Raw genomic sequence first — 15,179 nt, forward strand, 5'->3', positions numbered from 1 at the left:
CGGGCGAGAACTACCACCAGTTCACGTAATAGGCCGACAAGCCCATTGTCAGCCGCAAAAGCAGCGTGATTATCAGGTAGAACGAGAAGTGCAGCCCGCCCGATAGCGGCGAAATGTCAAACGAGCCCGCCGCGGCCAGCCCGCCGAATACCACGCAAAACGCGGCCATCATCACGTAGTACGGCAAGTACTCGTTCAGATTCGGGCTCAGATCCCAGTAGCCCACCAGAAACGCGTAGATTCCCCACAGCACAGCATACGCAGCCGAGCAAATCAGCACGCGTCCCCAAAGTTCCTGGCCGGCGTAAGGTTCGTATTCGTCGTCTCGCAGAAACCAGTATCCGCTCCAGCAGATCGGCACGGCGATCAGATAGCTGCCAGCGACCACAATCCAAGTCAAACCGCTCGGATCTTCGGTCGAGTGACCAATGAAAAAGGCGATTAGGAAGGTCGACAATGCCGCGACCATCACAACCGCCAACACGGTTGGCGAGAACTTCACGTCTTCGCGAGCCACTGGCTTGAAGACCAGCTTGCCGGAGGCGCTTTTCACACCGCCGAATTCTTCGCGTTCGCGAAGGACGACCGTTTCGCTCAGTTCCGGAACCTTGATCGTCTTCTTACAGTTGGGACAAGGGCCTTCCCGACCGGCGAACTTGGCGCTGACTTCAAAGCGTTTGAAGCAGCTGGGGCATGTTACGCGTATTTTTTCTTGCTGTTCGGCCATGTTGTTCCGCGAAAAGAGGCTGAAGCGGGAGGTCGGAGGAAAAGCTGACCCGCGGCCTTTAACTTGGCCCGGGCCCACATTTTAGTCAATGATCTGGCTGTTGATAATGCGTCGAAACGAAGAGACTTACGTCGATCCTTTGGCGAAACTTCGACAACACTCCTGCATTTCGGAATCCTGTCTCCCGGTTTTCATCAATCCCTCACATCGCCCCCTTAAACTAGTGGCATCAAGGCGGGCAGAATTCCGAGCCGAATTGATACGCTGTACCTTTCCGGCATTCACCGCCAGGAGTCATCTTGAACACGAAACCAGAGACAATCGTGTTTCTTTGCCCGAATGGGCACCGTTTGAATGCACCGAAACGCCTGGAAGGCCAGCCCGGCAAGTGCCCCCATTGCAACGTTCGTTTCCGTGTTCCCAATCCATCGGGACAACCTTCGCACGACTCGATTCAGCTTGCCAAGGCCGCTTCGACTTCGTCCTCGGGGGTGGGGTCCCTTTCCACATCTGGCGATTTCGATGGTTCCGGCCTGGCCGACTTCACCGACCTGGGCGGCCGAGACGAGGCCGAAACGTCCGAGGTTTTGCATTCGTCGATTGGACTGAAGGCTGCCTCCCATTCGCCGGCCAGCGGTGAATCGCTACGAATGTTCCTCGAATTTCGGGAGCTTTGGCAAAATCGAACGGCAGAAACCCGCTTCGAGGTCCACCTTCCCGAGGGGGAAGTACTCGTGCCGCAGCAGTTCTCTGTGGAAAAATCGACGCCAGAGCTCGGATATTTCGCTCGAAAGATGGAGTCCGAGAAATATCAGGTCCACCTGATCCCCTGGAAAGCGGTATGCCGGATTGTGATAAGCGGACTGTCCGACCTTCCCTTCGAGCCATAGTCTTCGTACGCTAAGAGATGGTTCCCTAAATCGGCGTCATTGAGCGATTTAGGGGGTTACGCTTCCCCGCGAAAATCGGTTCAACTCGCGGAGAAACCCGGTAACTTGCCTGAACTGATGGGTGCGAAAAACACCGTGAACGCTGTCGCCATGAAGCCTCGCGTTGGGGCCGTCCGCTACTTGAACACCAAGCCGCTGGTGCATGGCTTGGACGACGCCGACACGCCGTTCAGCCTGACGTTCGACTACCCAAGCCATCTGGCCGATCAGCTTGCGCTAGGCCTACTCGACGTGGCGTTGATTCCGTCGATCGAGTATTTCCTTGGTGACGGTTATCGCATCATCACCGACGCCTGCATTGGCTGTCTCGGCCCGGTTTGGAGCGTGAAGATCTTCTTCCGCACGCCCCCGGAACAAGTTCGCACGCTGGCCCTCGACGAAGGTTCGCGAACCAGTGCCGCCTTGGCCAAGATTTTACTGGCCGAGCGATTGGGCGTCCGGCCGCAGCTTCAAGCGTTGCCGCTGGGCAGCGATATGCGTGATTGCGAAGCGGACGCCATCTTGCTGATCGGCGACCGAGCCATCCATCCACCGGCGATCGACGCGGTGGAAGTTTGGGACCTGGGTGAGACCTGGGTCCAATGGACCGGCTTGCCATTTGTGTTTGCGATGTGGGTTGCCCGGCCTGGCATTCAGACCGAAGCGATCTCGCAGGCCTTGATGCATGCCCGCAACGGCGGACTCGACAATTTGCAGATGATTGCCGAACGCGAAGCACCGAAGCATCGTCTGACGACGAGCGAGTGTTTCCACTACTTCCACGATAATTTACACTTCACCCTTGGCCCGCAGGAAAAGGCCGGACTGAAGCGTTACTACGAATTGGCCGCTGGGCTCGACCTGGCTCCCAGTGGCAGGACACCGATTTACGATGATTGCGAAATTGCTCGATAAAGCAGTCGCGGGCGAGCGACTGACACCTGAAGAAGGTCTGCAGATTCTCGAATCGAACGACCTGCTGGCGATCGGCCGAGCAGCCGATGCGGTTTCGCGCCGGATGCACCCGGAGAACTACCGTACCTACAACATCGATCGCAACATCAACTACACGAACATCTGCACGGCGGTCTGCCACTTCTGCGCGTTCTATCGCAATCCGAAAAGCGATGAAGGTTACGTCCTGCCGCGGGAAGAGATCCTGAAGAAGGTCGAAGAAACAGTCGCCCTTGGTGGGGATCAAATCTTGATGCAAGGGGGTCTGCATCCGAAGTACAAGCTGGAGTGGTATGAAGAACTGCTCAGCGACATTCGGACCAACTTCCCCCAGATCAACCTGCACGCGTTCAGCCCGCCCGAGATCTATCACTTCACCAAGGTCAACAAGTTGCCTTTGCGAGAAGTGCTGCAGCGTTTGAAAGACGCCGGCCTGGGTAGCTTACCGGGCGGTGGTGCCGAGATTTTGGTCGACCGTGTTCGTAACGAACTGACCCGCGGCAAGGTGATGACCGACGACTGGCTCGACGTGATGCGAGTCTGGCACGAACTGGGAGGCCACAGTTCGGCGACGATGATGTTCGGCCATGTTGAAACCCTGGCCGAACGCATCGAGCACCTCGAACGCCTGCGTCAGTTGCAGGACGAAACCGGCGGCTTCACGGCTTACATCTGCTGGACCTTCCAGCCAGACCACACCGACATGGCCCACATTCCGGCCCGCGGAACGTTCGAGTACCTGAAGACCCAGGCGGTCTCGCGGCTTTACCTCGATAACATCCACAACATTCAGTCGAGCTGGGTTACCCAGGGGCTGAAGGTGGGGCAGCTCGCCATGCTCTACGGAGCGAATGACATGGGCAGCTTGATGATCGAAGAGAACGTGGTGGCCGAGGCTGGCACCGTTCACTTCCTGACGCTGCAAGAGATTCGTGATGCGATTACCGAACTCGGTTTCGAGCCGCGTCAACGAAACGTCCATTACGAATTGCTGCCGAAAGAGCACGAGATGAAAGCCGTTCAGGCCAACGTGCTGCGGAACAAAGAACTGGTCACGCTCTCGTAGGCGAGCCGTTCGACATCGAACAACAAAAAGCCCCAAGGTGATTTGCCTTGGGGCTTTTTTCGTCGATGCTTGTTTCGCCAACCAGTCTTATTTTTTGGCGGGCTTCAACTGCCAGGCTTCGTCAAAGAAGTCGGCGGCGACGATCTTACCGGGCCAAAGGGCGTCGGGCGGCGTGTTGATATCGACCACGGCCCAGTCGGGCAGCTTGGGTACCTGGCGAGCGTTGTTCAGATAGGCATACTCGCGATAGGTGAAGCCGCTGTTGATCACCACATACTTCTTCGGATTCAACGGGTTCGGGTAGATCAAGACCGGGGCGTTCTCGTTCGCCTTGAACGTTTGCTCTCCGACCTTCACTTCATCCTTGGTCCACTGGATCGGAAGCTTGTCGGCAATCTTTGCCAACACACTGTTGCTGCCGGGGTCGCCGAACAGAATTAGATTGCTGTTGGCAATATCGGCGTCCGAGATCGCGTTGTCTTCGCGGACGATCGCATCGCCGCGGAACTGCCGACGCCACTCATTCACAAAGTGTTCCATTTCGCCAACCGCCCAGGCATGAACCTTTTCGTTGTTGGCTTTCCCTGTCGGACTGACGACGACAAACGAATCGAGAAACGCGTCATCGATAGGTCCCTGTAAGCCTGGTACCTTGGCCAGGACATCGCCATCGGTCCAACCGACTTGCCACTGCTGACCATCCCACTGCAACTTGCAACTCCACGATCGATCGGTCTCGGGACCAGGGACTTTCAGTTCTTGGCGTTTGCTACCGGCTCCGGCGGCGATTGGCGAAAGCGATAACGTTACTGCACCTCGTATGCCTTGCAGAATGTCTTGCCCGGCCGGCAGATTCAATTCCAATCGGCTGACATTGTCGGTGGCAATCGCAACACGACCATAATCTTGCACGGCAGCCAAAACGCGGGCCTGCTTCCAATGCTCTTGCAAGCCACAAACTTTGATCCAATGCACCTCTGGGTAACGAAGCGTGAACGTTGCGAACTGGATCGTTCGGGGTGTTTTATTGCGTCCTGCTTCGGCAATCGCATCGAGCTTGGCGGAAATGATCTTCTTCGAATCGGCATGAATCGCGTGCTTGGTATCGGGACCGATCACATGCGTCAGATTCATCTTTTCCTGACGCAGGGCTTCTTCCATCACATCGGCGGCTTGCTTCTGCTTATCGATTTCGCCGCTGTAGGCCACCGTCGGCAAGTTGGCCAGATTGATGCAATAGCCCGGGCAATCGTACCACTGCCACAACGTCTTTTCGTACCAGGTTGGCTCTAAGGTTTCATTCTGGAAGACATCGAGAAACAACGGCGTTTCCGAGAAACCGGCACCTGGATTCGCGGCAAAGAAAAGGCTTGGATAATGAACCGCCATCTGCCAGCAACCAGCGCCCCCCATCGAGAACCCGCGGATCGCCACGCGGTTGTCGTCGATGCGATAGTTGCCTTTCACGTGGTCCATCGATTCCAACACATCGATCTCGCCGGCGAACTTAAACGCATTGCAGTAGCGCCCGAAAGGATGCAGCACGATGGTCCGCTCTGGCTGGTACTGGCCAGGCCGCGAGGCTCGTTCGGCAATGAAGTTAGCCTCGGTATTGCGTTCGCCACGACCATGCAGCCAGACATCCAAACGGAATGGTTCGGCCGATGCAAAGTCGTAATTGGCGGGAATTTCGAGTCCGTAAGGCTGAACGGTTTGATCGATCTTCGAGCGATATCCACGCACAACCAGTCCGGTCTGTGTCGTCCAGGGAGCCTTGCCGTCCAGCAGAGCCTCGGCACGGTTCAAGCCTTCGGTCAGCGTTTGCTTGGCGGCGGCGATGTCGTTCGGTTTGTAGAACTCGCGATACTTGAGTGCCTGGTGAATCGCTCGGGAATAGATCTCGACGTCTGGCAGCAACTGCGGGGTGCGGGCGTCGCGCCGCATCTTCAGCTTCTTGATCAAATCGTCGAGCCGTTCGAGCCCTTGCGCGAGTTGGTCGGCATCATCAGCCGGGACTTCGATCCCTTCCGGAGGAATCGGGCGAACGTTCGAGGCAATGTTATCGGCGGGACCATCCGCCCAGGCCGGCAAGGCCGCCAGACAAAACGCAAATACCAGGAGAAGGAGTTTGTGCATGAGGTCGATCCAGGTGGGAGGGAATCGGGCCAAGCGAAGATTTGGGGCTTGGCGAAGCTGCCTCGATTTTAACTACTGAGCCCCTGCGAGGAAACAATAGCGGAAAGTTAGAGATTTTTTGCCTGCCTTCGATCGGCAAAGCGCAAAGAAAAAGGGTAGCCGTGGCTACCCTTGGGCGTGGAATCGAGTCGCTTGCGTCAGCTTAGTCCTCGTCGTCGACGATTTCCTGGCGAACTTCGATTTCGTCGTGATCTTTGCGAGGATCCTTTTCTTCGTACCAGCGGCGAGGGGAGTCCCAACCGAACTCTTCCTGCTGCGTATAGACGTAGCGGATTCGCATCTTTTTCTTCTTCGGAGCCGGGATCAAAACCGGTTCTGGTTTTGGTTCAGGAACCAGTTCGAGCACTGGCTCGGGCTCAGGTTCCGGCTCTGGATCGGGTTCCCAGTCGAGTTCGGCTTCTGGTTCCAGAATGGCGTCCGCCACCGGGAACTCGACTTCTTCTTCGTAGGGTTCTTCGTCAACCGGCTCTTCGGCCAACAAGGCGTCCCAGTCGATGGCCACCTTGCGGTCGCCATCGGCATCTTTCAATCGGTAGTTTGCCGGAGCACTCATGTCGACGTCGAAGTCGGCCAGCGACAACCGATGCGGATCGGTCACGTCGCTACCCTTCAGGCGGTAGCTGACTTCTTCTTGCAGCACGTCGACACGCAACCGAACGAGATCGTTCGGCACTTCGACGATTGGCAGGGCGATGTCTTCGAAAACCGGCTTCTTGATCACTTCGAAGTGGATCGGCACGTAAGGTGGCAGAACGACTTCGGTGAATCTGGCGGCCTGGAATGGAACCGGCTCTGGCTTAGGGTTTTCGATGTGAACGGTGATCTCGCCCTTTGGCAGCGGAGTCGACTTCACCTTCTTTGGGGCTGGCTTCGGCTCAGGCGCGGGCTCTGGTTCCAGCTCCGGTTCTGGCTTGGGAGCTTCCAGTTCCATCTTCGGCATGGGCTGATCGATATCGATCAGGCCTGGTCGGCAAAGGCCGGTGAACTTAGGCAGCTGGCGAACGTCGGCCCCCATGTCCTGGAACATGGCCGCGATGTGTTCGTGGCAGGTAAAGATCAGCAGTTGATGCCCTTCCGCAGCAAACTCGCGGAATAGATTAGCGGTCGCCTTCGATCGCTTCGAGTCAAAGTTCACCAGCACATCGTCCAGGATGACCGGCAAGACGCGGCCCTGGCGAGCGAACAAATGAATCAACGCGAGACGAACGCTGAGGAAGACCTGTTCCCGGGTACCTTCGCTCAAGTGAGCCAGGCTCTTCGAGTCGGCATCACGTTCTTCGACGAACAGCGTGTTTTCGTGCAGTGGCGTCCAAATGCGGATGTAGCGATCGTCGGTCAGCTTACGCATGTACGACGATGCCAATCGCAGCGTTTCGGGCTGACGGTCGCTTTCGTAGACGCGGCGAATCTGTTCGAGGATGCACGACGTGGTCGCCAGCGTCTGCCAATTTTCAATGGCCTTCTCGAGCTGAGCTTCCACTTCGGAAAGTTCAAGCTGGGCATGCAGCAGGCGATCGTTCTTCTCGAGCGTCTCAAGCTGAACCTTCAGTTCGCCGCGACGCTCGAAACATTCCTGCATCCGCTTTTCAGAATGCTGATGATCTGCCAACAGCTTGGCCAGCTGTTCGTCGGCTTCTTTGCTGACGGTCGTTTCGAGCCAGGCTTCAATTTCTTCCAGTGTGCTTTCGGTACCGATCTTCTCGTCGATCGTTTCGGTCAGAGCTTCGAGCTTCGCTTCCAGCTCTTCGACTTCTTCAGTTTTGACGATCCAAGTGAGGTACTCTTCTTCGTCGCTGCTGCTGGCTTCTTCCAGCAGTTGCTCGCGTTCGGCCATCAGCTCTTTCGCTTCTTCGGCCACACGGCGGAAGTCACCACGAACCTTCTGACCTTGCTCGAACAAGCCAGTCCGCTGCTTGTGCTTCCCTTCCTGACGCAGCAGATCGTCTTCCAACTGATCCAACAGCAGCAAGGCGTCCTGGGTCTTTGGTGCCACACCGACATCTTTGGCCAGGTGCGAAATCCGGGTTAGCAGGGCATCGCGTTCTCGCAGGGCGATTTCGTTTTCGCCCTGGATCGCCTTCAAACGCTTGCGATATTGATGAATCTGAGCCAGGAACCGACCGAGCGACTTCACCCGATCTGGGTTGATGTCTTCCGGCAAATCGAGCACGCGAAGCGTTTCTTTCCAACGTTTCTTGGCTTGAACGACTGCCGATTCCAGCTCGCTGATCTGACGGGTGCTGGTTTCCTGCTTTTCGCGAACTTCACCCAGCTTATGGCCCAGTGGAATCAGTTCTTCCAGGCGAGTCAGATGATCTTCGGCCGACTTCAGACGAGCCATCAACGCGCCATTGCCACGCGGCAGTGCGATGTCGAGCTCTTTCTGTTCGGTAACCGCCTTGTCCATTTGCTGATCGAGCAGCATCAACTGACGCTTGGCCGAATCGAAACGTTGGGCCGATTCGTTGTCGAGCTTTCGCTTCATGCTGTACGACGCCACCATCGCCATGGTGCCGAAGATCCAACCGAAGTGGCCCAACTGCCAGCCAATCAGCAAGGCAGGACCAAACATCGAATACAGCGTCATCGAGCTGCCCACGATAAACATCGCACCCAGCATCACCATCTCTGGCTTCGGGGTGATCTGGTCTTCGAGCAGGTCGTGCGTTTCCCCTTCTGACTCGCGGTACTGAAGGCGAATCTGGTCGATCTTATCTTCGACCTGAATCCGGCGACGAAGCAAATTGACCAGATCGCCGGCCTTGGCGAGGGCCTTGTTCAGGTCTTCTTCACCGAGCGAAGTCAGCGATTCTTCGACTTCGCTTTCGACGCCGAGCAGTTCTTCGTCGTGGGTCGAAGTGTGTTTTCGAGCCGATTCCAGCTCTTCGGTCGAGCGTTCCAGGGTCCGCAGCGGTTCGCGAAGCGAGCGAAGCTGCTTGCGGCTCAGGTCAGGGTTCTTCCCGGCCCGAGTTTTCACGCCGGTCTGTTCCCACAGATCTTCGATCTCGGAGCGGATCTGCGTTTCTTCTTCTTTGTTGCGTTCGAGCTGCTGCGTCAGCGATAGGATCCACTGGCGTTGTTCCCCCAACGCATCCACACGGGCTGCCTGGCGGGCCAGTTCCTGGTTGACCGGAATCGAGCTATGGCGTTCGCGAAGTTCCGTGTACTGGGCACGCAAATCGCGGCACTTGGTCCGCTTCTTCGAGATTTGATCCTGCAGCGAATGCAGGTGACGCAGCGTATCCCGCGAGACTTCCGGCAGTTCGCCGTATGCCGCGATCTTCTCTTGCAGTTTATTGCGGCGCTGGATTTCAGGGCGAAGCGACTGTCCCAGTTCAATGAACTGGGCGAGGCGTTCGAGATCGGCAACTTTGAACTGGAACTGATCGATTTGCGTTTGCAGGGCTCGACGCTGGTTGATCAGGTTCGACCATTCCTGGGTGCCGCCGCGAAGTTGTTCGATTTCCTTCTTCAGGATCTGATGCTTTTCCAGCAGCTTGTCGACCAGGGCTTCTTCGTCCCGGCCCGAGATCAAGCGGCAACGGGAAGCTTCCAACTCACGCATCACTTCGGCGAGCGAGATACGATCGAGTCCGCTGGTCAGTTCATAGATCTTCTGAGCGGCGACGCTATCGTCGAGGGTCGCCAGCAACTGCATTTCGCGCAGACCAACGGCGAAGATGTTGCTGTAAGTCAGGCGGTCGACACCTTCCAGCAAGGCATCTAACTGGGCACGACTTTGCCGGGAACCATCGGAAGCTTCGATCCAGACCTGTTCTTCGCTGCCATCGTGATTGAACCGACGCACCACCTTAAAGCGGCCCATCGCTCCATTCACGCGCAGCCCACCGCCTGGCTCGCCACCATGGATCGGTGGCAAATAGCGACGTTCCAGGTCGGGCTCTTGGCCGTAAAGCATCGTGCGAAGAAAGTGCAGCAGCGTGCTCTTTCCCGCTTCGTTGTGACCGAACAGAACGGTGATGGTTGGCGACAACTGCTCGACACTCAGGTCGTGCCAGACGCCGAAACCGTCGATTTGAATTTGATTGAGTTGCATCCCTTCACTCCTGAAGATGGCCCACTTGCTCGGCCTGCGAAGTCTTCGATCACTCGGCTCGCAGCAATTGGACGCCCAACCGGCGTGCGTCTTGCAACACGCGGCGGCGATTTTCTCGTGACTCGATAGCGACTGCCTCGGCTAACTGGCTTTCCTCGTGCCCGGGGGCAAGGAATTGTGTCAGCTCGATCGGCAGACTTGGATCGGCGGCCAGCTCTCGCGTCAGACGCAAATAATCGCCGCAGATCGATTGTTCCTGGTACCAAGCTTCTGGAATGACCGAGGCAGTTTCGACCGTCAGTTCATAGGTCCACGAACCCATCGGTTCTTCGCCGAACTGCTTGTTCAGTTCGTTGGTGACCTCTTGCCAGGTTTCTTCTTTCAGCAGTTCGCGGGTCGCTTCGTTGGCGACAATCACGCGCCAGTCGATCATCAACTGGCGGTTTCCCTTGGTCGTGTTAAGCGTGTTCAAACGATTCTTGATGATCGTCGTGAGGTCCGAGAGCTTTTTGCAGTTTTCCAGTTCGATGATTTCGCTTTGCCAGCGACAGACGTCGGTTGGGACCGCTTCCATGGCGATATCCCCTTCTTCGTCCACTTCCACCAGTGTGCAGCTGCGCTGACCATTGGCAGTAATGTTTCGTCCCTGGGGAGAACCGGCGTACAAAGCCATGGAAGGTGAAGTCGCCAGCTTGTTGCGAAGTTCTTTCCCGCCGAGTGCCCAGTAAGGAATGCCGCTGCGGGCGATCGATTCTGGCTCAAAGTCACCATGCAGCGCGGCAATGGTGAACAAACCTGCCGCATCGGGGCGGAACTGGCTCCAGCCTGGATCGCGACCGATGAATCCCTGGGCGATGATCGTGCAAATGGCGTCGTTGCCACGTTGATGGAGAATCTCGACCGGCTTGCCAGGACCAATCGTATGAACGTTTGGCGGCAGATGAATTGAAGCAGGCCAACGTGCCGGTGGGTCGATTTCGCCACCAACCCAATAAACCTTGATGCCGGCGTCGTTCAGCGTTTCGAGCTGATCGAGCAGAAAACCAACGATCACGGGGCTGCTTTGCCGGACGTCGAGAATGTTGCCGGTAATCAGCACGAAGTCGACCTCGTGCAACAAGGCGTTTTCCACCACCTGCTGAAAGGCCTGACGCGGCGCAGTCAGGAAGATCTCGCGCAGATGCTTGGGGACTTCAGCGAGTCCGCCAAGCGGCTGATCGAGATGAATATCACCGGTTTGAATGAATCGGAATGGTGACCCAGGCGTCACGGCCTCTCTCCATGGCTGACGGCCCTCGAAACGACTTGCGATAGCATCTTGCATGCTGGCACGAGGAGTAGTTTAACCAAACGGCAAAGTTTCGCCTATCCAGATTTGTTCAAGTCATTCGGTGGCAAATGCCGACACGCAAAGCCACTCGCCAGAGGTATTCCCTGACGGTATCCCTGCAGAAACATCCCAAACTAGGCCTCGTCGGCGAGAATGACCATCAAATCTTGGACCGGCAGAGCGAGAAAGATTACCGAGAACCAGAGAGCCCCGAACAACAACAACAGATAGCCGACAAACCAAAGCCAGGTCAGCCATTGCAGGCGTTTGGGAAGATAGGGAACCGCCAGCGCGATCGGGCCATCGAGCAAGACGACCATCAAGGCGGGAATATACCAGTAGCTGGAAACGGTCCACGACCAACGAATCACCAGCTCGGTCCCAGCCGGCAGTTCGAGCTCGAAATGCTCGTACATGCGGGTGAACATTGGCACGATACTGCCATAAAACATGATCATCGCCGCAGTTACGACAACATGAATCCCCCAGGCAAGTCCCGAGATGAGAAGTCGCAAGATCACCGTCAGCAGCGATGGGCCAGCGTCAGGCTCGTTCGTTGGGGCGACAACTTCAACTTGCGACATCAGGGTGGCTCCGGTTTTAGGACGAACGGCTTACCGACGACGTACTTGGGCCGAAGGGCGTCGCTGCTCCGATTTAGGACCAGCGGGCCCACTTTGCTCCGCCTTGGCGTTGGGATTGTCGGCCTGACCGGTCAATTCGTAGAGGAACCGGCTGGTTTCGGTCGGACGGGGTTTACCCCATTTCTTCCGAGCCAAGGCAAACGAGAAGGTCAGCCGTTCCTGGGCTCGCGTGATGCCCACATAGCAAAGCCGACGTTCTTCCTCGATCGCTTCGTCCCCATCTTTCAAGCTGCGCTGGTGAGGTAAGATGCCTTCTTCCATGCCGACCATGTAAACATAGGGAAACTCGAGGCCTTTGGCAGCATGCAGCGTCATCAAGATGACGCCGTTCTTTTTGAGTTGCTTTTCTTTCTCGTTGTCGAAACCATCCCCGGCCAGGGCGGTGTCGTCGAGGAATCCGGCGAGGGTCGCCTTTTTCTTCTTCTTTTCTTCGTAAGCGCTGACGGCGTTGACCACCTGTTCGACGGCCGCTTCCCGTGACTCGCGATCGTTCGGGTCAGGGTAAAGCCGAGCGAGTTCCTGCTGATATCCGATCGCTCCGATCAAATCGCGGACGATGTCGGTCAACGAGTCCTTTTTCTCGACCCGAGCATGATAATGCTTGATCAGACGGACAAATTTGTTGATCGCGTCGGTCGTTGTCGACGAAGAACCTCCACGCAGCGAAGCGGCCTGGGGCAGCACTTCCCACAGCGGTTTGCCTTCGTTGGTGGCGAAGTCGAGCAGCGACTTGACCGTCTTCTGCCCGATACCACGCGGCGGTGTATTGATGATTCGCAGCAGCGCCACTTCGTCTTGATGCGAATTGATCAGCTTCAAGTAGGAAAGGATGTCGCGGACTTCTTTGCGATCGAAGAACGACATCCCACCGATCAGGGTGTAGGGAATGTTCATCGCGCGGAACTGCTGCTCGAACGCTCGAGGCTGTTCATTTGTGCGGAACAAAATCGCGAAGTCACGCGGCTCGACGTCGGGCTGGTTCACTTTTCGCGAGATGTCGCCGACGATTTCTTCCGCTTCTTTTTCTTCGTCTTTGAAATACAGCACTTTCGGCTGGTCACCACCATGCCGGGCCGCGTTCAGAATCTTGTCGTACCGGGTCGAATTGAAAGCGACCAGGCGGTTGGCTACCGTCAAAATGGCACTCGTGCAGCGGTAATTGTCCGCCAGCAGCACCACTTTGGCTTCGGGCCAGTCTTCTTTGAAGCGCAGAATGTGCTTCACTTCCGCACCACGCCACGAGTAAATCGACTGATCGTCGTCCCCCACCACGCATAAGTTGCGGTGTCCTTCGGTCAGACCGCGGACGATACGGTACTGAGAGGCATTCGTGTCCTGGTATTCGTCGATCATGACGTGATCGAACAAGGCAGCTTCCTGATCGCGAACGTCCGGAAAGTTGGTGAACAACTCTTCGGTGCAGAGCAACAAGTCGTCGAAGTCGAGTGCGCCGCACGATTTCAGGGCATTCTGATAGCGTCGGAAGGCCACAGCCGCCAGGTGGGCTTTATCGGTGTCGGCATGGGCAAACGCTTCTTTGGGCCGAATCCCAGCCGACTTCCAGCGACTGATAAAGTTCAGCAAGTCGCCGGGACGGAGGGTCTCGTTGGGGACGCGAATCTCGCGAAGCACACCCCGGGCCACCATTTCCTGATCACTACGATCGTAAATGGTGTAATTCAGCGGATAGCCCAGGTGATTAATATGCCGACGTAAAACACGAACACAATGAGAGTGGAACGTTGACACGACCGGTTCGTCTTTGGTCTGCTTGCCCAACAGTTTGAGGGCACGTTCCTTCATTTCGGCCGCAGCCTTGTTGGTGAACGTCACCGCGAGAATCCGCTGCGGCTTGATCCCATGCTTGATGAGATTCGCAATGCGGAACGTCACCACACGGGTTTTACCGGAGCCGGCCCCTGCCAACACCAACATAGGGCCTGACAGTGTATTAACCGCTTCAAGTTGTGGCGGATTGAGTCCGTTCACCCGATTCTCGTCCGATATTCCGTTCCACCGAATTACCCTTTGGCGCAATTAATGCCGCGTAAAGGGTTCAGGCCCAGATGGCCAGCAAAGCCCATTGATCGTACGTCGCTGCCCCCTGCAATTTCAATGGGGTCTTGCCCAACTTTCCTTGTTTACGGTCGCGATCAAACTACGCCGAATGGGTCGTCCCGATTAGAATGGCGGTTTCAATGCACTCAGACGCACCTAATGCTCCGATTTCCAGGACCGCTATGCTCGAGCCGTGGAAGAAATTTTGTTCGCAGATCGTTTTTCGCTGGGTCGAAAACGATCATTCGACTTCGGCCGCTGCCATCGCTTTTTACGTTATTTTCTCGCTCGCCCCGATTCTCGTGTTTGCCGTCGCCATCGCCGGCGAAGTGCTGGAAAGCGACACGAGTGCCCGGGAAGCAGCCATCGCGTTTTTGAATACCAGCTTAAACGTCGCTTCCGACAATGAGCCTTCAGAGACGGAGAAAGCTCCAGCGAACGGAACCGAAACCAAGCCAGATTCCGCCGATCCTGCCAAACCAGAGACCGAGGAAGAAGCGGCTGAGGAAGGGGAGGAAAAAGAAAAAGAGGCCCAGTTCCCGGCGAAGCTCGACTATGGCAAAGAGATCGTCGATCAGGTTCGGCTTTCCGCTTTCCGCGAAGCGACCATGCTGCAAACCATTACTCTGTCGGTGATCGCGATCTGGAGTGCTTCGGCAACCTTCATGCAATTGCGGGCGGCGCTTAACCGAATCAATGGCTTCGTGGCCGAAGGTATCCGAGACAGCGTGATTGCGGTCTTGCTCGGGCGAGTTCGTGCGACGTTGTTTTCAATCGGTGTCGGACTGATGCTCGCGGTAGCTACGCTGCTGAGTACGTGGTCGCACATTATCTTCGACCGAGCCTCGGACATGGGCTACACCTTCTTCGGCAAGCCGGACTGGCTGCCGACGCAGTTGATCTCGTGGCTGACCGTGCTGACGGTGTTTTATTGCATGCTCCGTTTCTTACCGATGAAACGGCCCCCTTGGCGAGAAGTGTTGTGCGGGGCAATCATCGGCACGGTCTGTTTTCAGCTTGGGAAGTACCTGATTATTCCGCTAGGCGAAAAGAACGTGGTGGCGACCGCCTACGTGAACAGCCGCTTCCTGGTGATCACGGTGATGTGGATCTTCCTTTCCAGTCACGTGCTGCTGTTTGCCGCCGAGATCGGGCATATGCTGTTCGCGCCCGATACCTCACCTTTTGCCAAGTACCGCCTGAAGACCGAATCGTAAG

Annotated in this window: 10 protein-coding genes; 4 read left to right on the plus strand and 6 right to left on the minus strand. The window is 56.5% G+C overall.

The features are described 5' to 3' along the window. Positions 1 to 10 precede the first annotated feature (10 nt). Entirely contained in the window at positions 11 to 727 is a 717-nt protein-coding gene (locus ABD890_RS19880; RefSeq protein ID WP_345093843.1) for a zinc ribbon domain-containing protein, read from the minus strand. A 299-nt stretch (positions 728 to 1,026) separates the two neighbouring features. Between ABD890_RS19880 and ABD890_RS19885 the strand changes: the two genes are divergently transcribed. The 3 genes from ABD890_RS19885 to mqnC all read left to right on the plus strand — a co-directional run bounded on the left by ABD890_RS19885 (position 1,027) and on the right by mqnC (position 3,676). After that, positions 1,027 to 1,617 carry a hypothetical protein gene (locus tag ABD890_RS19885; RefSeq protein WP_345093845.1) on the plus strand — a complete coding sequence of 197 codons (591 nt, stop codon included), beginning with the start codon at positions 1,027 to 1,029 and terminating at the stop codon, positions 1,615 to 1,617. A 105-nt stretch (positions 1,618 to 1,722) separates the two neighbouring features. Beyond that, entirely contained in the window at positions 1,723 to 2,571 is an 849-nt protein-coding gene (locus tag ABD890_RS19890) for a menaquinone biosynthetic enzyme MqnA/MqnD family protein (protein ID WP_345093846.1), read from the plus strand. Continuing rightward, complete coding sequence (gene mqnC / locus ABD890_RS19895; protein ID WP_345093848.1) at positions 2,549 to 3,676, plus strand: cyclic dehypoxanthinyl futalosine synthase; 1,128 nt, start codon at positions 2,549 to 2,551, stop codon at positions 3,674 to 3,676. Before ABD890_RS19890 ends, mqnC begins: the two co-directional genes overlap by 23 nt. Before the next feature lie 87 nt (positions 3,677 to 3,763). On the opposite strand, the gene ABD890_RS19900 is transcribed toward mqnC, so the two are convergent. The 5 genes from ABD890_RS19900 to ABD890_RS19920 form a co-directional block, all read right to left on the minus strand. Then, on the minus strand, positions 3,764 to 5,812 hold the full coding sequence (locus tag ABD890_RS19900) for a prolyl oligopeptidase family serine peptidase (RefSeq protein WP_345093850.1): 2,049 nt from the start codon (positions 5,810 to 5,812) through the stop codon (positions 3,764 to 3,766). A 202-nt stretch (positions 5,813 to 6,014) separates the two neighbouring features. After that, a complete protein-coding gene (locus ABD890_RS19905) occupies positions 6,015 to 9,929 on the minus strand; it encodes an AAA family ATPase (RefSeq protein WP_345093852.1) in 3,915 nt (1,304 codons plus the stop codon). Positions 9,930 to 9,978: 49 nt separating this feature from the next. After that, entirely contained in the window at positions 9,979 to 11,199 is a 1,221-nt protein-coding gene (locus ABD890_RS19910) for a metallophosphoesterase family protein (protein WP_345093854.1), read from the minus strand. A 194-nt stretch (positions 11,200 to 11,393) separates the two neighbouring features. After that, positions 11,394 to 11,843 (minus strand): hypothetical protein, encoded by a 450-nt coding sequence (locus ABD890_RS19915; protein ID WP_345093856.1) that lies wholly within the window; start codon positions 11,841 to 11,843, stop codon positions 11,394 to 11,396. A 30-nt stretch (positions 11,844 to 11,873) separates the two neighbouring features. Beyond that, the gene (locus ABD890_RS19920) at positions 11,874 to 13,892 is read right to left on the minus strand and encodes an ATP-dependent helicase (protein ID WP_345093858.1); all 2,019 of its coding nucleotides are present in this window, start codon (positions 13,890 to 13,892) and stop codon (positions 11,874 to 11,876) included. Positions 13,893 to 14,143: 251 nt separating this feature from the next. Between ABD890_RS19920 and ABD890_RS19925 the strand changes: the two genes are divergently transcribed. Further along, complete coding sequence (locus tag ABD890_RS19925) at positions 14,144 to 15,178, plus strand: YihY/virulence factor BrkB family protein (RefSeq protein ID WP_345093860.1); 1,035 nt, start codon at positions 14,144 to 14,146, stop codon at positions 15,176 to 15,178. The last annotated feature ends 1 nt before the right edge of the window (position 15,179 follow it).

It is taken from the genome of Bremerella cremea, assembly GCF_039541315.1.
In the GTDB taxonomy this organism is placed as follows: domain Bacteria; phylum Planctomycetota; class Planctomycetia; order Pirellulales; family Pirellulaceae; genus Bremerella; species Bremerella cremea.

Bases quoted from the DNA above. Each gene is read 5' to 3' on its own strand.
- ABD890_RS19880 (WP_345093843.1), bottom strand. From the start codon at position 727: ATGGCCGAACAGCAAGAAAAAATACGCGTAACATGCCCCAGCTGCTTC.
- ABD890_RS19915 (WP_345093856.1), bottom strand. From the start codon at position 11,843: ATGTCGCAAGTTGAAGTTGTCGCCCCAACGAACGAGCCTGACGCTGGC.
- mqnC (WP_345093848.1), top strand. From the start codon at position 2,549: ATGATTGCGAAATTGCTCGATAAAGCAGTCGCGGGCGAGCGACTGACA.
- ABD890_RS19925 (WP_345093860.1), top strand. From the start codon at position 14,144: ATGCTCGAGCCGTGGAAGAAATTTTGTTCGCAGATCGTTTTTCGCTGG.
- ABD890_RS19905 (WP_345093852.1), bottom strand. From the start codon at position 9,929: ATGCAACTCAATCAAATTCAAATCGACGGTTTCGGCGTCTGGCACGAC.
- ABD890_RS19900 (WP_345093850.1), bottom strand. From the start codon at position 5,812: ATGCACAAACTCCTTCTCCTGGTATTTGCGTTTTGTCTGGCGGCCTTG.